Origin of the sequence: Campylobacter coli, from assembly GCF_009730395.1 — a bacterium.
GTDB lineage: Bacteria > Campylobacterota > Campylobacteria > Campylobacterales > Campylobacteraceae > Campylobacter_D > Campylobacter_D coli.
The window spans coordinates 611254-632116 of sequence record NZ_CP046317.1; the positions used below are offsets into that span (position 1 = coordinate 611254).

Annotated in this window: 18 protein-coding genes and 1 tRNA gene; 7 read left to right on the forward strand and 12 right to left on the reverse strand. The window is 29.4% G+C overall.

All coding sequences use genetic code 11. From position 1 onward, the window contains the following. Positions 1–187 precede the first annotated feature (187 nt). The gene (locus tag FOC43_RS03050; RefSeq protein WP_002794326.1) at positions 188–1048 is read left to right on the forward strand and encodes a DMT family transporter; all 861 of its coding nucleotides are present in this window, start codon (positions 188–190) and stop codon (positions 1046–1048) included. On the opposite strand, the gene FOC43_RS03055 is transcribed toward FOC43_RS03050, so the two are convergent. The 3 genes from FOC43_RS03055 to FOC43_RS03065 are packed head-to-tail and all read right to left on the reverse strand — an operon-like array spanning position 1045 to position 4452. Continuing rightward, a complete protein-coding gene (locus tag FOC43_RS03055; protein ID WP_002776954.1) occupies positions 1045–1623 on the reverse strand; it encodes an anthranilate synthase component II in 579 nt (192 codons plus the stop codon). The genes FOC43_RS03050 and FOC43_RS03055 overlap by 4 nt on opposite strands. Next, positions 1620–3398, reverse strand: coding sequence for a bifunctional anthranilate synthase component I family protein/aminotransferase class IV (locus FOC43_RS03060; RefSeq protein WP_002838648.1), 1779 nt, complete (start codon positions 3396–3398; stop codon positions 1620–1622). Before FOC43_RS03060 ends, FOC43_RS03055 begins: the two co-directional genes overlap by 4 nt. Beyond that, complete coding sequence (locus FOC43_RS03065; RefSeq protein WP_002794337.1) at positions 3388–4452, reverse strand: tyrosine-type recombinase/integrase; 1065 nt, start codon at positions 4450–4452, stop codon at positions 3388–3390. Before FOC43_RS03065 ends, FOC43_RS03060 begins: the two co-directional genes overlap by 11 nt. A gap of 625 nt (positions 4453–5077) precedes the next feature. Between FOC43_RS03065 and dsbI the strand changes: the two genes are divergently transcribed. From dsbI to FOC43_RS08850, 3 genes are all read left to right on the forward strand, one after another. Next, the gene (gene dsbI / locus FOC43_RS03070) at positions 5078–5773 is read left to right on the forward strand and encodes a protein-disulfide oxidoreductase DsbI (RefSeq protein ID WP_002785429.1); all 696 of its coding nucleotides are present in this window, start codon (positions 5078–5080) and stop codon (positions 5771–5773) included. A gap of 88 nt (positions 5774–5861) precedes the next feature. Beyond that, a complete protein-coding gene (locus FOC43_RS03075; protein ID WP_002781375.1) occupies positions 5862–6500 on the forward strand; it encodes a thiol:disulfide interchange protein DsbA/DsbL in 639 nt (212 codons plus the stop codon). A gap of 124 nt (positions 6501–6624) precedes the next feature. Further along, the gene (locus FOC43_RS08850) at positions 6625–6765 is read left to right on the forward strand and encodes a hypothetical protein (protein WP_002781373.1); all 141 of its coding nucleotides are present in this window, start codon (positions 6625–6627) and stop codon (positions 6763–6765) included. Here the strand turns inward: FOC43_RS08850 and FOC43_RS03080 are convergent. The 5 genes from FOC43_RS03080 to FOC43_RS03100 are packed head-to-tail and all read right to left on the reverse strand — an operon-like array spanning position 6753 to position 11240. Next, entirely contained in the window at positions 6753–7385 is a 633-nt protein-coding gene (locus FOC43_RS03080) for a hypothetical protein (RefSeq protein WP_002784739.1), read from the reverse strand. The genes FOC43_RS08850 and FOC43_RS03080 overlap by 13 nt on opposite strands. After that, the gene (locus tag FOC43_RS03085) at positions 7382–7624 is read right to left on the reverse strand and encodes a hypothetical protein (protein ID WP_002776930.1); all 243 of its coding nucleotides are present in this window, start codon (positions 7622–7624) and stop codon (positions 7382–7384) included. Before FOC43_RS03085 ends, FOC43_RS03080 begins: the two co-directional genes overlap by 4 nt. Then, on the reverse strand, positions 7605–8657 hold the full coding sequence (locus FOC43_RS03090) for a DHH family phosphoesterase (RefSeq protein WP_002776928.1): 1053 nt from the start codon (positions 8655–8657) through the stop codon (positions 7605–7607). Before FOC43_RS03090 ends, FOC43_RS03085 begins: the two co-directional genes overlap by 20 nt. 8 nt (positions 8658–8665) lie before the next feature. Further along, positions 8666–10843, reverse strand: coding sequence for a flagellar biosynthesis protein FlhA (flhA, locus tag FOC43_RS03095; protein ID WP_002776926.1), 2178 nt, complete (start codon positions 10841–10843; stop codon positions 8666–8668). Beyond that, complete coding sequence (locus FOC43_RS03100) at positions 10830–11240, reverse strand: Rrf2 family transcriptional regulator (protein ID WP_002776925.1); 411 nt, start codon at positions 11238–11240, stop codon at positions 10830–10832. The genes flhA and FOC43_RS03100 overlap by 14 nt, the downstream gene beginning before the upstream one ends. 165 nt (positions 11241–11405) lie before the next feature. On the opposite strand from FOC43_RS03100, the gene rpsO reads away from it, so the two are divergent. Then, positions 11406–11678: a 30S ribosomal protein S15 gene (rpsO, locus tag FOC43_RS03105; RefSeq protein ID WP_002781371.1), complete on the forward strand. Its 273-nt coding sequence runs from the start codon at positions 11406–11408 to the stop codon at positions 11676–11678. A gap of 70 nt (positions 11679–11748) precedes the next feature. Here the strand turns inward: rpsO and FOC43_RS03110 are convergent, their stop codons facing one another. Continuing rightward, entirely contained in the window at positions 11749–14718 is a 2970-nt protein-coding gene (locus FOC43_RS03110; protein ID WP_002784742.1) for a DNA translocase FtsK, read from the reverse strand. Between the two features lie 110 nt (positions 14719–14828). Then, positions 14829–17093, reverse strand: coding sequence for a flagellar hook-associated protein FlgL (gene flgL, locus FOC43_RS03115; protein ID WP_004284102.1), 2265 nt, complete (start codon positions 17091–17093; stop codon positions 14829–14831). Between the two features lie 250 nt (positions 17094–17343). Here flgL and FOC43_RS03120 point away from each other — a divergent pair. Next, positions 17344–17430: transfer RNA gene (locus FOC43_RS03120), tRNA-Leu, on the forward strand. A gap of 926 nt (positions 17431–18356) precedes the next feature. Continuing rightward, a complete protein-coding gene (locus FOC43_RS08970; RefSeq protein WP_002784755.1) occupies positions 18357–18797 on the forward strand; it encodes a hypothetical protein in 441 nt (146 codons plus the stop codon). 136 nt (positions 18798–18933) lie between these two features. Here FOC43_RS08970 and FOC43_RS03130 read toward each other — a convergent pair whose 3' ends face one another. After that, on the reverse strand, positions 18934–19953 hold the full coding sequence (locus FOC43_RS03130; protein WP_002784756.1) for a fla regulon two-component system sensor histidine kinase FlgS: 1020 nt from the start codon (positions 19951–19953) through the stop codon (positions 18934–18936). Further along, positions 19950–20834, reverse strand: coding sequence for a DUF234 domain-containing protein (locus FOC43_RS03135; RefSeq protein ID WP_025431512.1), 885 nt, complete (start codon positions 20832–20834; stop codon positions 19950–19952). The genes FOC43_RS03130 and FOC43_RS03135 overlap by 4 nt, the downstream gene beginning before the upstream one ends. Positions 20835–20863 lie beyond the last annotated feature (29 nt).

A 20863-nucleotide genomic window follows, 5' to 3' on the forward strand; every position in this document is an offset into this window, starting at 1 on the left:
AACCTTATTTTAAATTTCAAAGCTTAATTATACCTTTTTAAACTTTGTAAAAGTTTATTGCTTGGGCTTTTCGTTTTGAAATTTGTGATTTATTTGAAGCTTAAATTTTTCCAAGTTTGATGATTTTTATTGTATTATTTTAAATTTAAAAAGTAATGATAAATATTTTATTTTTCAAGGTGATATCATGGGTGTTTTTTTGGTTTTGCTGGGTGGAATTTTTTGGGCTATAAGCGGAGTTTTGGCTGAGTATTTGTTTAAAAATAATTATGGGGTAGATTGGGTAAGTTTTTATAGATTGTTTTGTACAGGTATAGTGCTTATTTTATATAGCTTAAGGAAAATAAAAATATTTCAATTTAAAAAAGATGAGCTTTTATCCTTTTTGATTTTTGCTTTCTTTGGTTTATTGATGACTCAATATGGATATTTTAAAGCTATTTTTTATACCGATGCGGGTACTGCTACTATGATACAATACTGTGCTCCTTTACTTATCATGATTTATGTATGTTTAAAAGATAAAAAAATGCCTAAAATTTTTGAAAGTATGGCTTTAATTTTTATAATTCTAGCTCTATTTTTGCTTGCAAGTGGTGGAGATATAAGCAATTTAAACCTAAATTTATGGGGAATTTTTTGGGCCATTTTAGGAGCTTTTGGGGTTGCTTTTTATTCTTTAGGTGCAAGAAAAATCATTGCAAAATATGGAATTTTCTTTGTTATGGGTTGGTCTAGTTTAATCGCTTCTTTTATACTTTTTGGGATACTTGAATTTAAAGAAGGTTTAGTGCATTATGATTTTGCTCTTAATTTGTATTTAGCCCAAACAGGTATAATATTTATAGGAACTATAGGGGCTTTTTGTCTATATCTTAAAGGGGTTGAATACATAGGAGCTTTAAGAGCAAGCATGATAGCATGTATCGAGCCTGTAGCAGCTGCTTTTATGAGCTTTTTATTTTTAGGAACAAGATACAGCTTTTTAGATCTTTTTGCCTTTGCTTTAATTATCTTAAGCGTGATTTTAAATGCTAAAAAAAGTTAAATTTTCATAAAATTTTTAAGTAATTTTTTGCCATTTTGGCTTAAAATTGCTTCGGGGTGAAATTGCACCCCATAAATCTCGTATTTTTTATGCTTGATTGCCATGATGATATTTTTATCATTTAAAGCCAAAATTTCACAGCTTTTTGGCATTTTGCTAATATGTAAAGAATGATACAAACAAATTTTACTTTTATTTTTAATACCTTTAAAAAGCAGGCTTTTTTTAGCATTTTTCTTAAGATGCAATCTTGAAATTTTACCTTGCATAGGGTAGGGCATCGGAGTGATTTTTCCACCAAAAATCTCGCCTATGCACTGATGTCCTAAACAAATTCCTAGTATTTTTTTATCTTTTTTAAAGTATTGAATTGCTTTTAAACTTAATTTTGATTCAGTAGGAGAATTTGGACCTGGAGAGATGATAAGATGAGAAAAATCAAAGCGAGCTAAATCTTTAGCTTTTTTAAATTCATCATTTTTTATAATTTTACATTGATAGCCCAATTCTTTAAGATAAAAAACTATAGTATAGCTGAAAGAATCATAATTATCTATGAGTAAAATTTTTTTCATTTTGCACTCACTTTTTGCAATCCTCTAACCGAATTGATACAATAAATCTCATCTGCATTTAACAAATCCTCTTTAAAAAGTTTTTTTTCTTTTATAAGTCCTAAATCAAGCAAAAATTGCCTATAAATTCCATTTAAAAGTCCACTTTGTAGGGTAGGGGTATAAAGGACTTTATCTTTTTTAATGATGATATTACTTCTTGAACCTTCGCATAATTCATTTTTTTCATTAAAAAAAGCTATATCAAAGCATTGATTTTCTTTCCATAAAAAAGCTTTTTGATCATAAATTTGTCTTAAAGAACTTTTATGATATAAAGAATCGCTTTGCGAATTTAAGGGTTTATCACTTAAAAGCAAGATATTATTATCACTTGTTTTGATATGATTTTCTAAGATAGTATAGTTGCCATCTTTTTGCAGGATAAGTTTAAAAATAGCCTGTTTGTGATGACTTTTAATGATGCTTGGATAAAAAAAGCTATGATTTTTATGAAAAAGTTTTTCATTTAAAGCTTGGATATTGAAATTTTTAAATTCTTTTAAATTGGATTTGTAGCTTAACACTTCTTGAAAATCTTTAATGAGTTTTTGTGTGTTAAAATTCAATTTTAAGGCAGAATTTAAAATTCTTTGCAAATGTTCTTTAAAAAATAAAATTTTACCCTTTTTATAATACATAGTTTCAAAAAGATAAAAATTTTTAGGCATTAAAAATTGAGTTTTTAACTCCAATTCTTTAATTTCTTCCTCAAGCTTAGAATCCCACACCAAACCACTTCCCACGCTATATTGATAATCTTGTTTTTTCTCAAGAGTGCGTATAGCAACACTAAATTTGCTTTTATTTTTATGGATACAACCTATAGCACCGCAATAAATTCCGCGTTTTCTTGCTTCAAGTTCTTCTATAAGTTTTATGGTTTCAAGTTTAGGAGCTCCTGTGATCGAACCGCAGGGAAATAAAGCTTTGAAAATTTGAAAATAATCAATATCTTTTTTAAGCTTGCCTTTTATAATGGAAGTCATTTGATGTAAAGTAGGGTAGCTTTGAATTTTAAAAAGCTTTGTTTTCATGCTGTTTTTAACGATAAGTTTTGAAAGATCGTTTCTTAAAAGATCGACTATCATTACATTTTCGCTTAAATTTTTAACATCTTTTTGCAAAAAAAGTTTGTTTTTCTTATCTTGATTTAAATCCTTAGATCTTGCACTCGTGCCTTTCATAGGCTGGGTGATTATTTTTCTTTTATGGATTTTAAAAAATAATTCAGGAGAAAAGGAAAGAATTTCGCGTCCTTCATCTTTAATATACGCTTTAAATTCAGTATCTTGTCTTTTGGATAAAAGATTAAACAAAGAAAATCCATCAAGCAAGCTATCAAAATGAAAACTTTGAGTGAGATTGACCTGATAGCTTCGTCCTTTTGCTATAGCGGATTTTACTTGCAAAAAGTTTTTTTCATAGTTTTTAAAATCTAAATGATTTTTAAAAATAGGCATAAAATTTTCTTCATCAACCCTCATCGCAGTGAATTTTTTTCTTTTTTTATAAGCATAAAAGCTCAAATAAGCCTCTTTGCTAGTGAAGTTTTTATCTTGTAAGTATTTATAAAATTCATAATCCACAAGAGTTAAAAAATAATATTTATCTTTATGTTTTTGCACAAATTTAAAGTATTTTTTACTTTGTTTTTTATTATAGGCTTTAAGAACAAATTTTAAGTCATAATAAAAATATTTACCAAAAATGGCAAATTTTGTTTCAGCGCTCACTTAATTCCTTTGCTACTTGTGCAGCAAGCTTTAATTTATCATTGTCAAAATGTGTATAAATTCTTGAAGTATTTAAATTTGCATGACCTAAAGCTTCTTGCACCAAAACCAAATCTTTTTGTTTTTTATAGAGTAGGGTAGCAAAAGTATGGCGAAGCATATGAGCGCCGTTTTTTTGCTTGCGAATTCCTGCGCGAAATAAAATTTGCTCTACAATACGACTTACATAAGCTTGTGTTAAAGCTTTTCCATTGCGATTGACAAAAAGTAAGCCATCTTCACTTAAATAATTAACTCTTACATCCTTTAACAAATGCTCGATTAATTCTTTTTTTATCATCACAACGCGGTATTTATTTCCTTTGGCGCGAATTCTTATAATGTAAAGTTCGTTTTCTTCGCTAATATCCTTGAGTTTGATATTGATAGCCTCACTTACACGAATTCCTGTAAAAATGATGATTTTTATAATAAGCTTGTTGCGTATGGTATTGTTTTTAAAATCTGAATTTTCTATGGCTTCAAGGAATTTTTTTAACTCATCTTCGTTCATGAATTCAGGCAGTTTTGCTCCCTTGCTTCCTGTAATACCTCCCCAATTTTTAAGTACAATATTAAAAATATGCGCCTTTTCATCCTCTTCGTTTTGTTTATCTAAAAAATCAAAAAAATTAATCACTGCAATACGGTAGTTTTTTTTACTCGCATCCGATAAAGCTCCAGTAATACTTGCTAAAACCTCCACTATAAGCTCTTCATCGATTTGCTTTAAGGAGTGTAATTTATAAAAATTAAGATATTCAAAAACTTTTTTTAAGGGATTAAAATAAGTATTAACCCCATTTAAACCCGCATTTCTTGCTTTTTTAGCCAAGGCATCAAGCTCTTCTATATTTTTAACACCCCTTGTAAGTGCAAAATTAACCTCTGCTAGGGCTTTTGGATTTTTAAGTTCTTTATTGGAAAGAGAGTTGAGTTTAAATTTAACATATTTTGCAAGCCAAAATAAAAAAGACTTTTCAAAATTTTCTTCACAATCTAAAGGATATTTCATAAAAACTTTTCCTAAAATCTTATAATTTTTGTTTTTAATCAATTTTAACTAAAAAAGGTATTTTAGTATCAACTTAGTAAAAAAAAGCTTTTCTAGCTCATTTTAACTTTAAAAAATAAATTTAAATTCCTTATATAAAATATATTAAATAATTCTTAATAATATTTGTATAATTGTATAATAAAAGGTAAAAATACATAAAATTAATTATTTTGTATTGAAAACTATAATTTTCAAACTTTTATATTTATACTCTAATCCTATAAAGTATTATGCCAATATATAAGCTATATTATAGGCATTATAAGCATATTTACTTTTTGTATTTTAATAACTTATCCATAAAATTTAATGTATAAAAATGATTATTTTATTTTGTAATTTGAAAACTATAATTTATCTTTTTTTCAAATAGTCAAGATAATATGCATTGACATATCATTATATATTTTTATCAAAATAATATAATAAATGATAATTTATAAAATAAAAATAAATACCCTATTCTTTTGAATTTACACATCAAAACATTTTACAAATTTTAAAATTTTTAAGAATGTATTTATTATTAAGCTTTTATAATGATTGCTTGTCTGTAAGTATTATTTAAGGAGTAAAAAATAAGGTGAAAAATTTATATTGGTTTGTTTATTTTTCTAAATGGCAAGATATGCGTAATCCTTGGTTTATTATGAGTATTATAATGATAAGCCTTGTTTTAATAGCGCATTTTTTATTTCAAGAGTATCTTTATATGAGACCTTGTGAACAATGTGTTTATATAAGGTTAGATATGTTAATTATAGCTTTAGGAGGCATCATTGCGCTGATAAATCCTAAAAATACCATTATTAAAATCCTTGCCTATACTTTAGCTTTTTATGGAATTTGGCTTGGATTAGAACATTCGTTGAATTTAAATCGCATTCATGAAGCTATTAGCACGGAAAACCCTTTCAGTGGTGTTAATGGATGTCGCGATATTCCACTCTACCCTTTTAATCTGCCTTTACACGAACGGTTTCCTTCTTGGTTTAAACCCGTAGGACAATGCGGAATGGATTTTCCCATGGTTCCAAAGTCTGCTTATTTAAATGCTTTCCAAGAATTTTTTGTAGGAAAAAATGGAATTTATAATAATGGCTGGTATTTAATCCCTAGTTTGAAATTTATGAATATGGCTACTTGCTGTTTTATAGCATTTTTATGCTCTTTTATTTTACTTTTTATAATGTTTGTAAGCTATGTTTTTAGTCAAAGAAAAATTATTTTTACTATCATTACTATAAGCTTAGTTGTAGCGCTTAAGATATTGGGTTAAAAAATACTTATTTTAAAGATTAAATTTTTTACTTGTTTATCCTTTTTAAATAGAATTACTTTTTATATCAAATTAAGGATAAACAATCATGTTTAAAAAAATGACAAAAATTTTGACAAGCTTGAGTCTTGTTTGCACTTTTGCGATGGCAGATGATTTTATCACCCTATCAGAAACTTTGCCTGATTCTAAAAATTCTGTTGTGGAGGCTTTTTCCTATAAGTGTATACATTGTTACAATCACCATAAATTTGGCACCTTAGAAAAACTTAGAGAGGCTTTTCCAAATTTGCATTTTAAACTCTATCCTGTGAGCCTTATGAATGGAGAATACGCAAATGAACTTAACGAGCTTTTTGCCTTTGCCCAATTTAAAGATGAGCAAAATGGCAAAGATGCTAGTTATAGTGATAGTTTATCACATAAACTTGCCGATGTTTATTTTGTAGTTTATTTTATAAACAAGCAGGACAATTTTTCAAGCTCGGATGAATTTTATGATATAGGCTTAAAGGCTATGAATGTCGATAAAAATGAAGTATTGAATTTTTTAAGCACCCCTAAAGCCAAAGAAATTTTAAACGAATTTAAAAGAGCAAATGATATAGCTAGGACTTATGGCACTCCTGCTTTTGTTGTAAATGGTAAATATCAAATCAATCCTAGCGCCATCAGTTCAATGCAAGCTTTAGAAGATATCGTCAAAAAACTTAGTAATATGCCATAAAATAAAACAATGCATTTTCTAACACTAGATAATGCATTGAAATTTAATATTAATTTTTCTTTTAATGCAAAAATAAAGTTCTTTAGTTATAATTAGTTCGCAATATTTTTAAAGGTTGTTTTTAATGAAAAATTTAAGCGTTCAAGAAAAAAAAGATCTTGATAATTGTGTTTTCAAAACTCTTGGTAAAAAAGAACCCTCTGCTTTAGTGCTTTTATTTAAAAAAATACTTTTAAAATTAAAGACTTTCTTTTATTCTAAATAATACCATTTAAAATCATTTTTTGTAAAAGAAATATTCTTAAAAGATGGAGCCTGTATAAATAATTTGCATTCTTTATCTAAATTTTCCATTCCATAGACTTTCATAGCCATTCTAGAATTGTGTCTTACTAGCTCTATGGCTACGCAAGCTTGATTGTTGATTTTATAAAGAAGTGTGCCTCCTTCTTTTTCATCTATATTTAAAATGCTTAAATTTTTATTTTTACTCATATCTTGTATATTTTTACTAAAAGCGAAACGCAATTTATAATATATCATAATATCTTGCATAGCCTTTTTAAGATCTTGCAAATTTTCATTGATAGAATATCCATTGTTTTTATACAATCTTAAAAAATCTTCATTAAGAAATTTTTGAAAGTCAGCATCCTTGCTTAATTTTTGACACTCATTATAGCTTTTAAGAATTCTTACCTGCCCTGCTTCTATCAAAAGCTCAAGGCAATTTTTATCATCTTGTAAAAATTGCACCAATTTAACTTCTTGAATTTTAAAATCTTTATTAGGCTTTTTTTCATATGCAAAATCATTGAGCTTTTCATAAACATTAGCAAGCGATAAAGAACAAAGACTAATAAGTATCGGAAATACTTTTTTCATTGAAAAAGCTCTGAATGTTGATTTTTTAAAAATTCTACCACTTCTAAAACTTCATCAACCCCTTCTTTGTTTGAATTTTCCAAGACACTGTCTATATTATCTATATAAGCTTCTATAGCACTTTCTAGCTTCTCTCTTTTAACACCTGCATATAAAAGCATAGCTTCTAAAACTATGCTTAATTCATATCTTAGATCTTCTAATTCATTTTTTAAATTTTTATTGTGTGTTTGTGGCATCTGAATTTCCTTTTTTAAGTTCTTTACTTTTTATCAAATCAACGATTTGAGCTTTGATATAGTTATAATTTGCTCCATCTTTATAAGCTGCAAAAAGCCCACCACTAGCATTTTTATGCCCTCCTCCACCTACTAGCTTTTTAGCCATCAAGCTTACATCAATCTTACCATTTGCACGAAAACTTAAGGTTTTTCTAGAGCTTACATCGATGAAAAAATCATAGTCGGGATTTTTAACTAAAAATTCATTACCTATTATAGAGGTATTGCCTATATTTGAGGTAAGAATTCCCTTATGACCCTCATATTCTATACTGAATTCTTCTTTTAACTCGCTAAGCTTTTCTACTACAAAATAAGAGATGAGATTAGAAAGAGTGTCATCATGATTTTTAGCAAAAAAATCTTTTTTAATAAAATGGATAGCATTATCTAGTAAAATATGTGAATTGGGTTGGTTTATAAATTTTCTTGCTCTTTCAAGCAAGAAAAACATATAAAAAACTTGAGCTTCTTTAAACATCACACGATTGATTTCTTTTGCATTGGCAATCAAACCCAAAAAAACTTTTCCAAGCTCAAAATTCGCATCCTCACTTAGCCAAATATCAACAGCATTTACAACCTGAGCAAAATTTAAAAGTTCTAAATCAGGCTTACAAATTTTAGAGAAAAAATCATAAGTGATTTTAGTCGCACATCTTTGATTATCCAGTAGATACCACGCGTATTTTTGAGCACACTCTTCACCGCTTTGATGATGATCTAATAAAAAGATTTTGATATTTTTTTCTTTACAAATTTTATCAAATTCTTCACACTGGTTTAAATTTAAATTCAAGTCAGTGATTAAAATAATAGCCTGCCCAAAACTATTATCTTTTTCTATATCTGCTAAAATTGCATTAAAATTTTCATTGATCTCTTTACCATAATTAGAATTATAAAAATTTACATTTTTAAAATAAAAATTGACTATATATTGACAGGCATAGCCATCAAGATCAGTATGTGAAAGATGATAAATTTTCATTGATTTCCTTAAAGTTCTATCCTAATAATACCTTCGGTATTAAAATTTGTATTTTCTGCTATTTCTGCAAAACTGAGTACAACTATATTGATATTAAAATTATAGCAAATATCAGCAATGAATTTTCTAAGTTGTGGCTCAACACAAAGTATAAAAGGCTTGATACGCCCATTTGCTACTGCGGCAACTTCAGCTCTTAAAGTGTCTACCAAAGTTCCTGTTTGCGCTACACTTAAAGGTAGATGGTAGCTACCATCTCTAAATTGCACATTTTCCATTAAAACTGCAGAACTAGCAGAGTCTAAAATGAAAATATCTAAATTTCCTTTATCGTCAAGATACATATTAGTAATCATTCTAGCCAAAGACGCCCTTACATGCTCTATAATCATATCAAAGCTTTTGCTTACTTCAGCAATATCGCTTATGGATTCTAAAATAGTCAGCATGTCTTTAATAGGTATATTGTGCTTGAGTAAATCTTTAAGAATTTTTTGAATAAGACTCACAGGAGCTACACCTAAAGCACCCTCTACTATGATTGGATAATCATTTTTAACCTTATCAAGAAGATTTTGCACCTCTTGGCGTGTAAGAAGTTCGCTTGCATGTGCTTTGATAAGCTCGCTCATATGCGTTGAGATCACACTTGCTGGATCTATAACGATATAGCCATTTAAAGTTGCTTCATCTTTTAAATTTGCATCTATCCAAAGTGCATCAGAGTTAAAAGCAGGTTCTTTTGTAGCAATCCCTTCAATCTCTTCTGTGATAAAGCCACTATCCATAGCCAAATATTTATCAGGATAAATTTCAGCACTTGCTATAGATACGCCCTTTAGTTTAAAGCTGTATTCATTGGGCTTAAGTCGTAAATTATCTCGAATTCTAATTTTTGGCATTAAAAAGCCCAAGCTTTCGGCAATACTTCTTCTCATGGAGCGAATTCTTTCGGTTAATTCGCTTTCGGCAAGTTTTATCAAACCATAACCTAGCTCAAGCTCTAAAATTTCAACCTTGAGTATATCGTTTATTTTATGCTCTTCTTCTTTTAAAATTTCTTCTTCGCTTTTTTTAGCAGGAGCAGTAACTCCGCCAGCCCCACCCGCTCCACTTGCAGCATTGGCCGCACTTGCTTTTGCTTTTTTAGGTGCATTAACTTCGATTTTACCCTCTTTTACCTGTTTGGTTAGATAACCAAGTCCTAAAAATACCAAAGCCATAAAACCTAGTGATAAATGTGGCAAACCTGGAACAAGAGCAAAGATAAAAAGGACAAAACCTACGATTAAAAGCGTTCGGTATTCGCTTAAAAGCTGTGTCAATGTCCCTTCGGCAAAATTTTCCTCATCCTTACTTGCGCGGGTAATGATAATAGCTGTTGCTGTAGAAGTGATAAGTCCTGGAATTTGTGATACAAGACCATCGCCTATGGTAAGTATAGTATAGGTGGAAGCTGCATCAGATAAGGCCATATCGTGCTGAAAAGCACCTATTAAAAAGCCGCCTATAATATTTATAATGGTTATAATAATACCTGCAACCGCATCCCCTTTGATAAATTTAGAAGAACCATCCATTGCACCATAGAAATTGGCTTCAGCGATAATTTCTTGACGCCTCGCTCTTGCAGTTTGCTCATCAATAAGTCCTGCATTTAAATCCGCATCGATAGCCATTTGTTTTCCTGGCATCGCATCAAGGGTAAATCTTGCTTGTACTTCAGAGACCCTTGTACTACCTTTGGTTACAACCATAAAGTTGATCAAAACCAAAATACAAAATACAATCACCCCAATGACCATATTTCCACCCACAACAAATTCTCCAAAGGCTGCGATGATCTCACTCACTGCTGCTGGACCATTCTGCCCTTCGCTTAGAATCATTCTTGTAGTGGCTATATTTAAAGAAAGTCTAAAAAGCGTAATGATGAGGATAAGAGTTGGAAAAGTGGTTAAATCCGTTGGTTTAGGGATATAAATAGAAATTAAAATAATAAGCACTGACAAAGCAATACTTAAAGCTAAAAAAAAGTCCAAAATAGGACTTGGCAAAGGAACGATAATAATAGCTAAAATACATACTATAAATCCAACTATAGTAAGGCTTTTAGCCCTTAATACAGGACCAATTAAAGGCCCCAAAAAAGGAAAAACAAGATCGACTAATTTATTTTTTGCCATTATGATTCATAATATCCGCTAGGGTAAGGGAGTCTAAAAATTCATCTACTTTGTTTTGTAAATTTACAAGCATTGGCATAAGAGTACAATTTTCTTCTTTGTTATTAGGGCATACTCCACCACTGCATTCAAAAACACTTACTTCTTTCTTTTCTGCACTATTGACAATTTCTTTTATGCTGTATTGACTTGGCTCTTTAATAAGAGCAAAACCACCTTTAGCGCCTTTGAAGGATTTTAATAAATTGTCTTTAGCTAGAGTTTGTAAAATTTTCGCTAAAAAACTTTTAGGAATATTAAGTTCTAATGCTAAAGAATCAACATCTTGAGGATTTTCTTTATGAGCGATATAAATCAAAGAAAGTAAAGCATACTCGCTAGCTTTGGTAAATAGCACGGATTTCTCCTTTTATTTAATAAAAAAATAGTTTTAATTATAATAAAAAAACCTTAGAAAATGGCTTAAAAAATGATGATTGAAATAAAAATATAAAATTCAGCTTATTTTTTGTTTTATTTGATATAATCTTAGCTTTTAAAATCACCAATCAGGAGGTCTATCATGGCTTTGGATTCGGCTAAAAAAGCAGAAATTGTTGCGAAATTCGCTAGAAAAGCGGGCGATACTGGCTCGACAGAAGTTCAAGTAGCACTTTTAAGTGCAAGAATTGCAGAACTTACAGAACATTTAAAAATCTACAAAAAAGATTTTTCTTCAAGATTAGGACTTTTAAAACTTGTAGGTCAAAGAAAAAGACTTTTAGCTTATCTAAAAAGAAAAGATTACAATTCTTATAGTAAATTAATTACAGAATTAAATCTCAGAGATAAATAAAATTTCACAAGCCCTTTTTTTCAGGGCTTGATCTTCAAATCATTCTTTAATCTTTTAAATTACCAAAGATTTATAAAATTTCTCTTTGTCCTTTAGAGTTTGGTTCGCTAAGCACTCCGCTTTCTGTAAGCTGATCAATAATATTGGCTGCGCGGTTGTATCCGATATTAAGCTTTCTTTGCAGATAAGAAATACTTGTTTTTCCATCGCTTAGTATAACGCGTTTGGCATCTTCATAAAGTTCATCATATTCGCCATTATTCATACTTTCACTACTTGTTACGCCCATACTTTGTTGATCTTTTAAAAAGCTTTCATCGTATTCTACGCTTTGTTGATCTTTTAAAAAGTCTACGATTTTTTCTATCTCAAATTCGCTTGCAAATGGAGCATGTAAACGAACGATAGAGCTTGTTCCAGGAGGAGTAAACAAACAATCCCCTCTACCTAACAAACTTTCAGCCCCCATAGCATCTAAGATAACTTTAGAGTCAATTTTTTGCCCTACTTTATAAGAAATTCTACTTGGTAAATTGGCCTTGATAAGCCCTGTTACAACATCTACCGATGGGCGTTGTGTCGCAACGATCAAATGAATTCCACTTGCTCTTGCCATTTGCGCTAAACGACCTATATAAAATTCCACATCCTTACCTGCAGTCATCATCAAATCAGCCAGTTCATCGATAATCACAACAATAAAAGGAAGTTCTTCTTCCCCTAGCTCTTTCATCTTTTCATTATAATTTTCTATGTTTTTAGTTTTTGCTTCAGCCATTAAACGATAGCGTCTTTCCATTTCTGCAACCATATTTGAAAGAGCATTAACTGCTTTTTTTGGATCGGTGATTACTGGTGTTAAAAGATGAGGGATGTCATTATAAATACTAAATTCAAGCATTTTTGGATCTATCATCATTAAGCGTAGAGTTTTTGGAGAGTTGCGATATAAAAGGCTTAAAAGCATAGAATTTATACCCACACTCTTTCCACTTCCTGTGGTTCCTGCAATGAGTAAATGTGGAAGTTTCTTAAGATCAGTTACAAAAGCATTTCCTACTATATCTTTACCCAAAGCTATGGTTAAAGGACTTTTTGCGTTTTTAAAGACTTCGCTTTCTAAAATTTCTCTTAAATAAATAGTTTGAATTTCATCATTTGGCACTTCTATACCCACTACATCTTTTCCAGGAATAGGCGCTTGGATACGGATTGACTTTGCCATTAAAGCCATGGTTAAATCATCTTGCAAATTTAAAATACGACTGACTTTCACATCTGCACTCGGACGAAATTCAAAAGTAGTTACAACAGGTCCTATGTAAGTGCTGATAACATCACCCCCTATTTTAAAACGACGCAATTTTTCAAGTAGATTATAGATTTTTTTATCAATTTCACTTTCATTAATCTCTTGCTTGTTGTGACTAGGGTTTGTTAGAAACTCAAGCGGTGGAAGCTCAAAATCTTTAGGTTTTTCCATTTCGCCCTGCTCTATTTCCCTAAGTAAAGCTTTGTTAAGCTCGATTTCTTTAGCTAAAATTGCTTTTTGCCTAGTGATTTCTTGGCTTGGTTCTTGTGAAATTTGCTCCTTGCTAAAGCTATTGTCTTGCTCTGTGATTTCATCTTTCTCTTGAATTGGGATTTGTTTATTTATTTGATTATTTAAAGGCTCTAGCTCTTCAATTTTTACAATAGGAGTAGGCTCTATATAAGGATGTTCCAATTCTTCAACTATGGGTATAAAATCATGGATGCTTTTATTTATGCTTTCCATTTTTTTGATTTCAATTTCACTTTCATCAAAGTCTATAATTTCAACCTCATTTGTCTTTTCTAAGATAGAAGGAATTGGTGCATTTTGTGTTTTTATTTCTTCTTTTGCGCTTGATACTTCTTGCAAAGGTGTACCAAAATTGTATTTACTTCCTTGTATGATATGATTTAAATTGGGCTCTAAACTATCCTTTTTTTCTAATTCTTTAATTTCTTCTTGAACTTTATTTTCTAAAATTTCATTTTGATAAGCTTTGTATTCTTGTTCTAATTTTGCCTCTTTCATTAAATTTTCTCTAAGCTCTAATTCTTTGGTAAAAATTTTTGGTTTTATTTCTTGCTTAGGTATAGAAATTTCAATATTTTTTCTTTTATAGCTTGGCTCATCTAAATTTTTATTGCTTGTGTCAATTTGTTTAATATCCTCAAGCTTTTTAGGTTTTAAAAATCGTTCTGGGATCATATCTACCTCTTCTTCTGAAATAAAATTAAAATCTTCATCAAGTTTTATACTCATTCTACTCGCTTTTTGGGCAAAATTTCTTACTTGTTGCGAGTTTTCATAAATGAAACTTTTAGCTTCTTTTATGCTTTCTTTATCTATCTCTACTTTTTCGTCTAAAATTTGGTTTTTGAGTTTTTCAAAGTTCTCTTTTGCGGTGATTATGGAATTTTTGCTTGCGTTTATATTGCTATATTTAACAAGCTCTTCTGTTGGATTTAAGTTTAAATTTTCGTTCTCATGTTGAATTTTTTCTTGAACGAAAGCTGTATTCTTTTCTAAAGTAACAATAGGTGCTTTAGGCTCTATCTTGCTTAAATCATCTTTTTCATTTTCTCCACCAAAAACTCTCATTAATAATACTTTTAAAGCATTTTCTATTTTGAGTAAAATATTAAAATTGATTTCAATTTTAAAAAGCTCTTTTGTAGTTTTTGGAAACAATAAAATAAAAGAAAAAAACAAAAGTAAAAGAGCGAAAATTCCGCTCCCAGTATGTCCCAAAATAGCAGAAAAAATCGCATAAGCAAGCTCTAGTATATAGCCTGAATTAGGATAAAAAACTGCAAATAAAAGCAAACTCGAGAAAAAGGCAAATCCTATACCAAAAAGCTCTCTTCTTGTAAAATTAGCTAATTTGTAATTTCTTTTATAATAAACATAATTTAAAATAAATAAGAAAAAAGGATAATAATACGCAAATTCTCCAAACAAAAACAAATTTGCCTTATAAAGCCAAACTCCCATATCTGGAGCTAGCATACAAAGACACAGATAAAAGATACCAAAAGTAGAACTTGTAAAGATGGCTTCTTTTTTGATGATTTTTCCTTGAAAATAATTTTTTAAGAAGCCATTATAGCATAGTTTTTTTACATATAATTTAATAAGCTAAGTTGAGAAATTGTTGTACTAGCTTTAAGAGAAGCTTGATAAGCAAGCTGTGTTTGCATTAAATTCATCATCGCCTCACCATAATCTACATCAATCACATTTGATTTTATACTTTGGACATTAACGCTTAAAAAGGATGTGCGTGTATTAACACCTTCGATAGTATTATGATATGCTCCCATAGTTGTATTAAGCTTGCTAACATGATCTGCTAAATGATCAAGTCTTTCTAAAGCTCCTTGCATACCTGTATTTCTAGGGTTTTCACTTTCGGAGTCTGCTCTCATATTGCCTTTTAAAACAGCATCAATCATTGAATCTAAATCTTTAATAATATCCACATTTGGCTCATCTATAGTTAAAGAATTATTCGCGCTAAAACTAAAATTTGGACCATTTTGTACAGTAGAAGTTGTGGTAAAAGGAGGTGCTGGAAATTGGCCACTTTGAGAATCACTAAGAGAAATTTCTATATTAGTGCCTGAAGAAAGTTTATCAGTAACACTAATACGACCTTTATAATCCATACTTACATCAACAGTAGCTTGTGAATCTTTCATGAGTTGTTGTATTTGGGTATAATCTGCATTATTAATTTGACCATTATTGGCTTGTATGGTTGTTGTAGGAATTTTATCTGCAGCAAACATACCTATAATATCATTAATTTGACCATAAGTAATATCATTTGATCCTGTAACAACCCCACTATTTCCAGTTGCAGGATTAGTATGCATAATAGGAAAGCTTATGGTTTGACCTAGATTATCAAGATAGCTTACAGTTGAAGTTTGTAAATTTATAGCAACATCGTAAGAATTTCCACCTTTGGAATTGACTTTTAAATTTAAAGTAGTATCATTTAGGCTATCTCTTGCCATTACCTCGCTAAGTTTGGTTGAATCAGTTGCATAAGCATTGCTTCCTTTGATAACTTGAGAAACATTACCATAAACCGTATTTCCATTTTTTTCAAAATATACATTATCATAATCAGCTCCATTGGTGGCATTTCCATCTGTATCTGTCATTTTACTTTTGATAAAATCAGTTTGATGTAGGTCGATTCTAAACTGCTGGTTATTTATCGTTACTTGAACGGGAGATTGTAGGTTTGTGATAGGATTATTTCCTGCGGCTGGAGGGTTGCGTTTTAAGGCTTCCGTCATTATCTCATTTGTCAATTGATCCTTAGTCATAGGAGGATTAAGCTTTTTCATTTCTGCTTGAATTTCTTCAAATTCTTTTTTATTATCAAACTGCGGAGTGTAAGCTACTGCGTGAAAATCGAGTTTATTATTACCTTGCTTTAGATCTGTAATTTGAATTTGACCACTATCATTCATACTTACTTCGACTACTTTATTATTTGGAGTATTACCATAAAGAGCTCCGATATTTTCCATTACATCTTCTAAAGTATCATCAGGCTTTACAAGTACAGCGCTTTTAAAGCTTGTTCCATCAGGTTTAGTGCCTTGAACATAAAGAGTTGTTGGAGGAAAATCTAGCTTGCTATCATCATATTCAAAGTCTTTATCAGCATCTAAGCTATTATCTTTTACATAACCTTGTCCGATAAGCTGTTGCCATTTAGAATCTCCTGTGAGATATTTAGTTTTATCAGGGTCTTTATTTAAATCCCAACGATTATCTGTAAAACTAACATTGGTGCTTATTTGTTTTTTATAGTCTCCATCTGCTTTAAAAAATAAATCCCAGCCTGGTATATTGTATGGGCTTTCAGTTCTAGCTCCAGTTACTACATTAATATTATTTTTATCTCCATAATAATTTCCATTAGAATCAAAAGGTTTGTTTGCAACTTGAGAACCTGCAAAAAGATACTGACCATTAACACTAGTATTTGCAAGTTGAACTATGCTTTCTTTTATGCGTTCTAGTTCTTTTGCTATAGCCTCTCTTGAGGTTTGAGAATTGCTATCGCTTGCAGCTTGAGTTACTTTAACTTTAAAATCTCCAAGAAGTTTAACCATATCTTGTAAAGCTTTCATGCTATTTTGCGTCATTTCTTTAGCTGAGTTTGTAGCTTGTTTAACTTGCTCTAAAGTTTTGAGTTCATATTCAAGGCGAGTATTATCTATATAAACACTTGCATCTTCATAAGAATTTTGGATTTTAATCCCTGATGAAAGTTGCTGCGAAATCTGATACAAAGAGCTTTGAGCGCCCATAGAAGTGCTTATAGAATTTGTAAAGTTGAGTTTATTTGTAATTCTCATATTCATCCTTGGAGTTTTGATTTAAATAAATCTTTTCAAACATTGCTTTGTAAATACAAGCAATAATTGTTCCAATTTTATTTTTACAATATCGGCATCAATAAAAATTTAATAATATTTTATCCTTAAAAAATTTTGATATTTTTCATACAAAACTCCATTTAAGCAAATAAAAAATAAATTTTAAAATATTTTATATATTTTTAAAGTCTTTTTTAGTCTAAAATAGATATAATTACACCTTTATAAAGCCTGAGTGGTGAAACTGGTAGACGCGCCAGACTCAAAATCTGGTAAGGGTAACCTTGTGTCGGTTCGAGTCCGACCTCAGGCACCATTCCACTTGAATTTAACTAACTTCAAAGATTTTATTATAAAAATATTTATCATTTGTATTTTTATTGTTTCCATTTGTTTTGAAAAATTCATTTAATATTAGTTTTTCCCAGTTAAAGCATTTATTATAATATATGAAGAATATTTTTATGCAAGCAAATATGCTTTAAATTATGTTAAACATTTAATTATAAATTATTTAAAAACAATAAGCTCACTCTCTTAAAATAAGATAAAAATAGCCCTATATTCTTAAATAAGATTAAAAATGTATGATTAAACTTAAATTAAATTAAAATTTGATGTAGTTCGCGCAATAGAGAAAGTTTAAATAAAAAATTAAAAAGTCATATTTATTTAAACTGAAATATTTGTATTATTTTTCATAAAAAAATTATGATACAAATAAAAATCTATTACCAATAACTAAAAAAAAAAGGGGGGGGGTTATGGAAGCAAAAGGAATAGCGATATTTCCTGCAAATGTTGCATTTAATAAAAAAACAAATGCTTTTTTTTACTGAATTGGAAGATCAGTTTTTAAAAGGAGAAGTCGGCAAAAGTAGCATAAAATTAGACTTCGAATACTATATTTTATATTCTCAATTTTTACAAAATAGATAGAGAATCCTTAATTTCTGGAAGAAACTATGAACTTGTGTTTTGCTTTTTACTTTATTATAGAGCTTTATTAAATAAAAACAATACTCAAAAAATCGTAGCAAAAATAATCAATGCTATACGCTGTCAAGAAAGATTACCAGAGAAAATACATTATAAAGAAAAAATAATTTGCATGGATAATCACCATAGAGATCTTTCTCAAATATTAAGCTCGTGTGTTGTGGAATTTTATAATTCAATTGATCTATACAATACCTTCAGAAAAAATATAGGATTTGAAAATAGAAAAAAATAGCGATAGAAATGCTAAATCGCGCATCAGAGCACTATGGTTTTTTTGGATTAAATAGAGGAGGAATAACATATAAAGAAGCAAAAATCTCTTGTGCCCCCATACCAGTTTTAAATGAATTTCATCATGCCATGTCGCATTTATGCGAAGTATTTTTAAAAGATGATGCACGATATACCAATCTAGAAAGAGCAATCCCTCACTTTAAACGCGGAATGATGGATATATATAAAACAATCATCAGAGATTTTCTTATATTAAACCAAGATGCTTTAGGAGTCAAACAAGAAGCTCTAAAAATAAGAGAATTAGAATATCAAACCATAGGAAAACCCAAAAAAGTAACAAAAAATCCTACCTCAAACCTAATCAGCAAAAAAGAAGAAAAAGTTATCCCAGGATATAAAGAATTATGTGAAAGAATTGTCAGACAAAGTAAAAATACAAACTAAAAGCGATATGAATTAAGCTTTAGTATGCAGTTTTGGCTTATTGACTTGCTATTTTGTATACTTAAAGCTATCTTTGATATTTAATTTCAAATTTTAACAATTAAAAAATTAAAAATTTTATAAGATTTAATTATTATCAATGCAAAGGTAAAACAAAATAAAAATTTTTAGGCCAAATTTCAAATTTTAATTCTCCTTTATGAGTATTAATGATTTCTTTAGAAAGTGATAAGCCTAATCCATTGCCTTTAAGTTTAGTTGTCTTAAAAGCTTCAAAAACTGCATTTTCATCTTTGATTTCACAACCATTATCATAAACTCTAATGTATAAATTTTGCTCATCACAGCTTGCTTGAATTTTGATTTTAGGATTTTCACACTCGCTTTCTTCAATCGCATCTATGGCATTATAAATTAAATTTTGCAAAACCAAAGACAAAAGTGCTTTATCTCCATAAATTTTCATATCTAAAAACTTAATTTCAAAATCAATTTGAGATGAGTAGTTGTAAGAATTTATGGCACTTTCGCACTCTTCTGTTAATTCTAAAAGATTAAACTCATTTGCATTGATGTGCACACCTTTAGTAAAAAGTAAAGTAGAATTTACGATACGCTCTACCCTAGCAATAGCCTTTTGAATTTCAAGTACGATATGTTTGTTTTTAAGTTCGCTACGAGAAAAAAGTGTAGAAGCAAGCAAGGATATAGATCCTATAGGATTTCTTATCTCATGTGCTAAATGCGCCGCCACACTTCCCATACTAGCAAGTCTTTCATTACGCTTTTCATCGCTAATATCCGTAGCTGAAACTATGGTTTTTTCATTATGAGCGATAATTTTAACCGCATAAAATCTATTCTCAAATTCAAGCTCATCACGATTTTTTTCAAGACTGATAATATCAAGCAATTTAGGTTTTTTCAAGGCTTCTTGATTTTGCAAAATAATATTTTTTTCTTTATCTAAAATCCAAAGCGCACTAGGCAAAACCTCGATAATCTCATCTACCATAGCACGCAAAGAATTGTAATTTTCATTTAAAATTTTATATTCATTTTCTACGATATAAGTTTGCTCTATAAGGCTTTGTAAGCCTTTTTGTAAGGTTTCTTTTTCACTTGAATCAAGACTTTTTAAAATATTTTCATTCATTTATCTTCCTCTAATAAAATTTTAAAATCATTTAAATCTAGCAAAAGTAAATCTTGCTTGCAAATTTTATAAAATTCTTTACTAAAACCATTTTTTGAAATGATAATATAATTATTTGGTTCTAACTTTAAAGATTTTGCTTTTGATTCTAAAAGATTTAAAATATTTCTACAAATTTTTTTATTTTTAAATTTAACTTCACCGATAAAACTTATCTCATCATCCTTATAATAAAGATCAAGTTCTAAATTTTTATCCCAATAACTTTGCACCCCACTCACTTGAAATTTTTTCTCAAGTAATTCCCTAGAGAGCTGTTCAAAACAAAAACTTTGATAAAGCTCAAATTTCTCTTTAATCAATCCCAAAACTTCTTCATAACGATTTTGTAAAATCAACTTTTCATTGGGCTTTAAAAAATAAAAAAAGAAACGGGTGAAGTGATTGGCAAAGATAATTTTATCTTGTATCACATAAGATCTCAATTCTTTTTTAAGTTTTTGTCGTTTATCTTTTATCCTTTTTGCTTCTTTGCTATGCTCAAGTTTTATAATCCCCGCTCTTAAAAGATATTTTAAAGTTGATAAAGCTTTAAAATGCTGAATTTTTCTATTGATAGAAAAACGCTTACGATTGTTTTTAGCCAGTAAGCTAAGAGCATAAGAAGCGGTTTCATCAAGCTTAAAATAATCTTTAATATGTAAGTAATTTTTCAATAAAAGATATTCTATATTCTCAAACACATCTTCTTCAAAATTTAAACTATCTAAACTCTCAAAACCCTCAAAAACACTATAAAAATCAAAAATTTTAGCTAAAGCTGAAGTATTGCAAAATTTTGCAAAGTGATTAAAATTTATATTTTTCCTTTTTAAAAGTATTTTTATAGTATAATTTTAGCAAATTTTTA

What these genes read in the sequence shown, in the direction of transcription:
- FOC43_RS03050 (WP_002794326.1), top strand. Translation starts at nt 188, where the DNA reads ATGGGTGTTTTTTTGGTTTTGCTGGGTGGAATTTTTTGGGCTATAAGC.
- FOC43_RS03055 (WP_002776954.1), bottom strand. Translation starts at nt 1,623, where the DNA reads ATGAAAAAAATTTTACTCATAGATAATTATGATTCTTTCAGCTATACT.
- FOC43_RS03065 (WP_002794337.1), bottom strand. Translation starts at nt 4,452, where the DNA reads ATGAAATATCCTTTAGATTGTGAAGAAAATTTTGAAAAGTCTTTTTTA.
- FOC43_RS03075 (WP_002781375.1), top strand. Translation starts at nt 5,862, where the DNA reads ATGTTTAAAAAAATGACAAAAATTTTGACAAGCTTGAGTCTTGTTTGC.
- FOC43_RS08850 (WP_002781373.1), top strand. Translation starts at nt 6,625, where the DNA reads ATGAAAAATTTAAGCGTTCAAGAAAAAAAAGATCTTGATAATTGTGTT.
- FOC43_RS03080 (WP_002784739.1), bottom strand. Translation starts at nt 7,385, where the DNA reads ATGAAAAAAGTATTTCCGATACTTATTAGTCTTTGTTCTTTATCGCTT.
- FOC43_RS03085 (WP_002776930.1), bottom strand. Translation starts at nt 7,624, where the DNA reads ATGCCACAAACACACAATAAAAATTTAAAAAATGAATTAGAAGATCTA.
- FOC43_RS03090 (WP_002776928.1), bottom strand. Translation starts at nt 8,657, where the DNA reads ATGAAAATTTATCATCTTTCACATACTGATCTTGATGGCTATGCCTGT.
- flhA (WP_002776926.1), bottom strand. Translation starts at nt 10,843, where the DNA reads ATGGCAAAAAATAAATTAGTCGATCTTGTTTTTCCTTTTTTGGGGCCT.
- rpsO (WP_002781371.1), top strand. Translation starts at nt 11,406, where the DNA reads ATGGCTTTGGATTCGGCTAAAAAAGCAGAAATTGTTGCGAAATTCGCT.
- FOC43_RS03110 (WP_002784742.1), bottom strand. Translation starts at nt 14,718, where the DNA reads ATGCTAGCTCCAGATATGGGAGTTTGGCTTTATAAGGCAAATTTGTTT.
- flgL (WP_004284102.1), bottom strand. Translation starts at nt 17,093, where the DNA reads ATGAGAATTACAAATAAACTCAACTTTACAAATTCTATAAGCACTTCT.
- FOC43_RS08970 (WP_002784755.1), top strand. Translation starts at nt 18,357, where the DNA reads ATGCTAAATCGCGCATCAGAGCACTATGGTTTTTTTGGATTAAATAGA.
- FOC43_RS03130 (WP_002784756.1), bottom strand. Translation starts at nt 19,953, where the DNA reads ATGAATGAAAATATTTTAAAAAGTCTTGATTCAAGTGAAAAAGAAACC.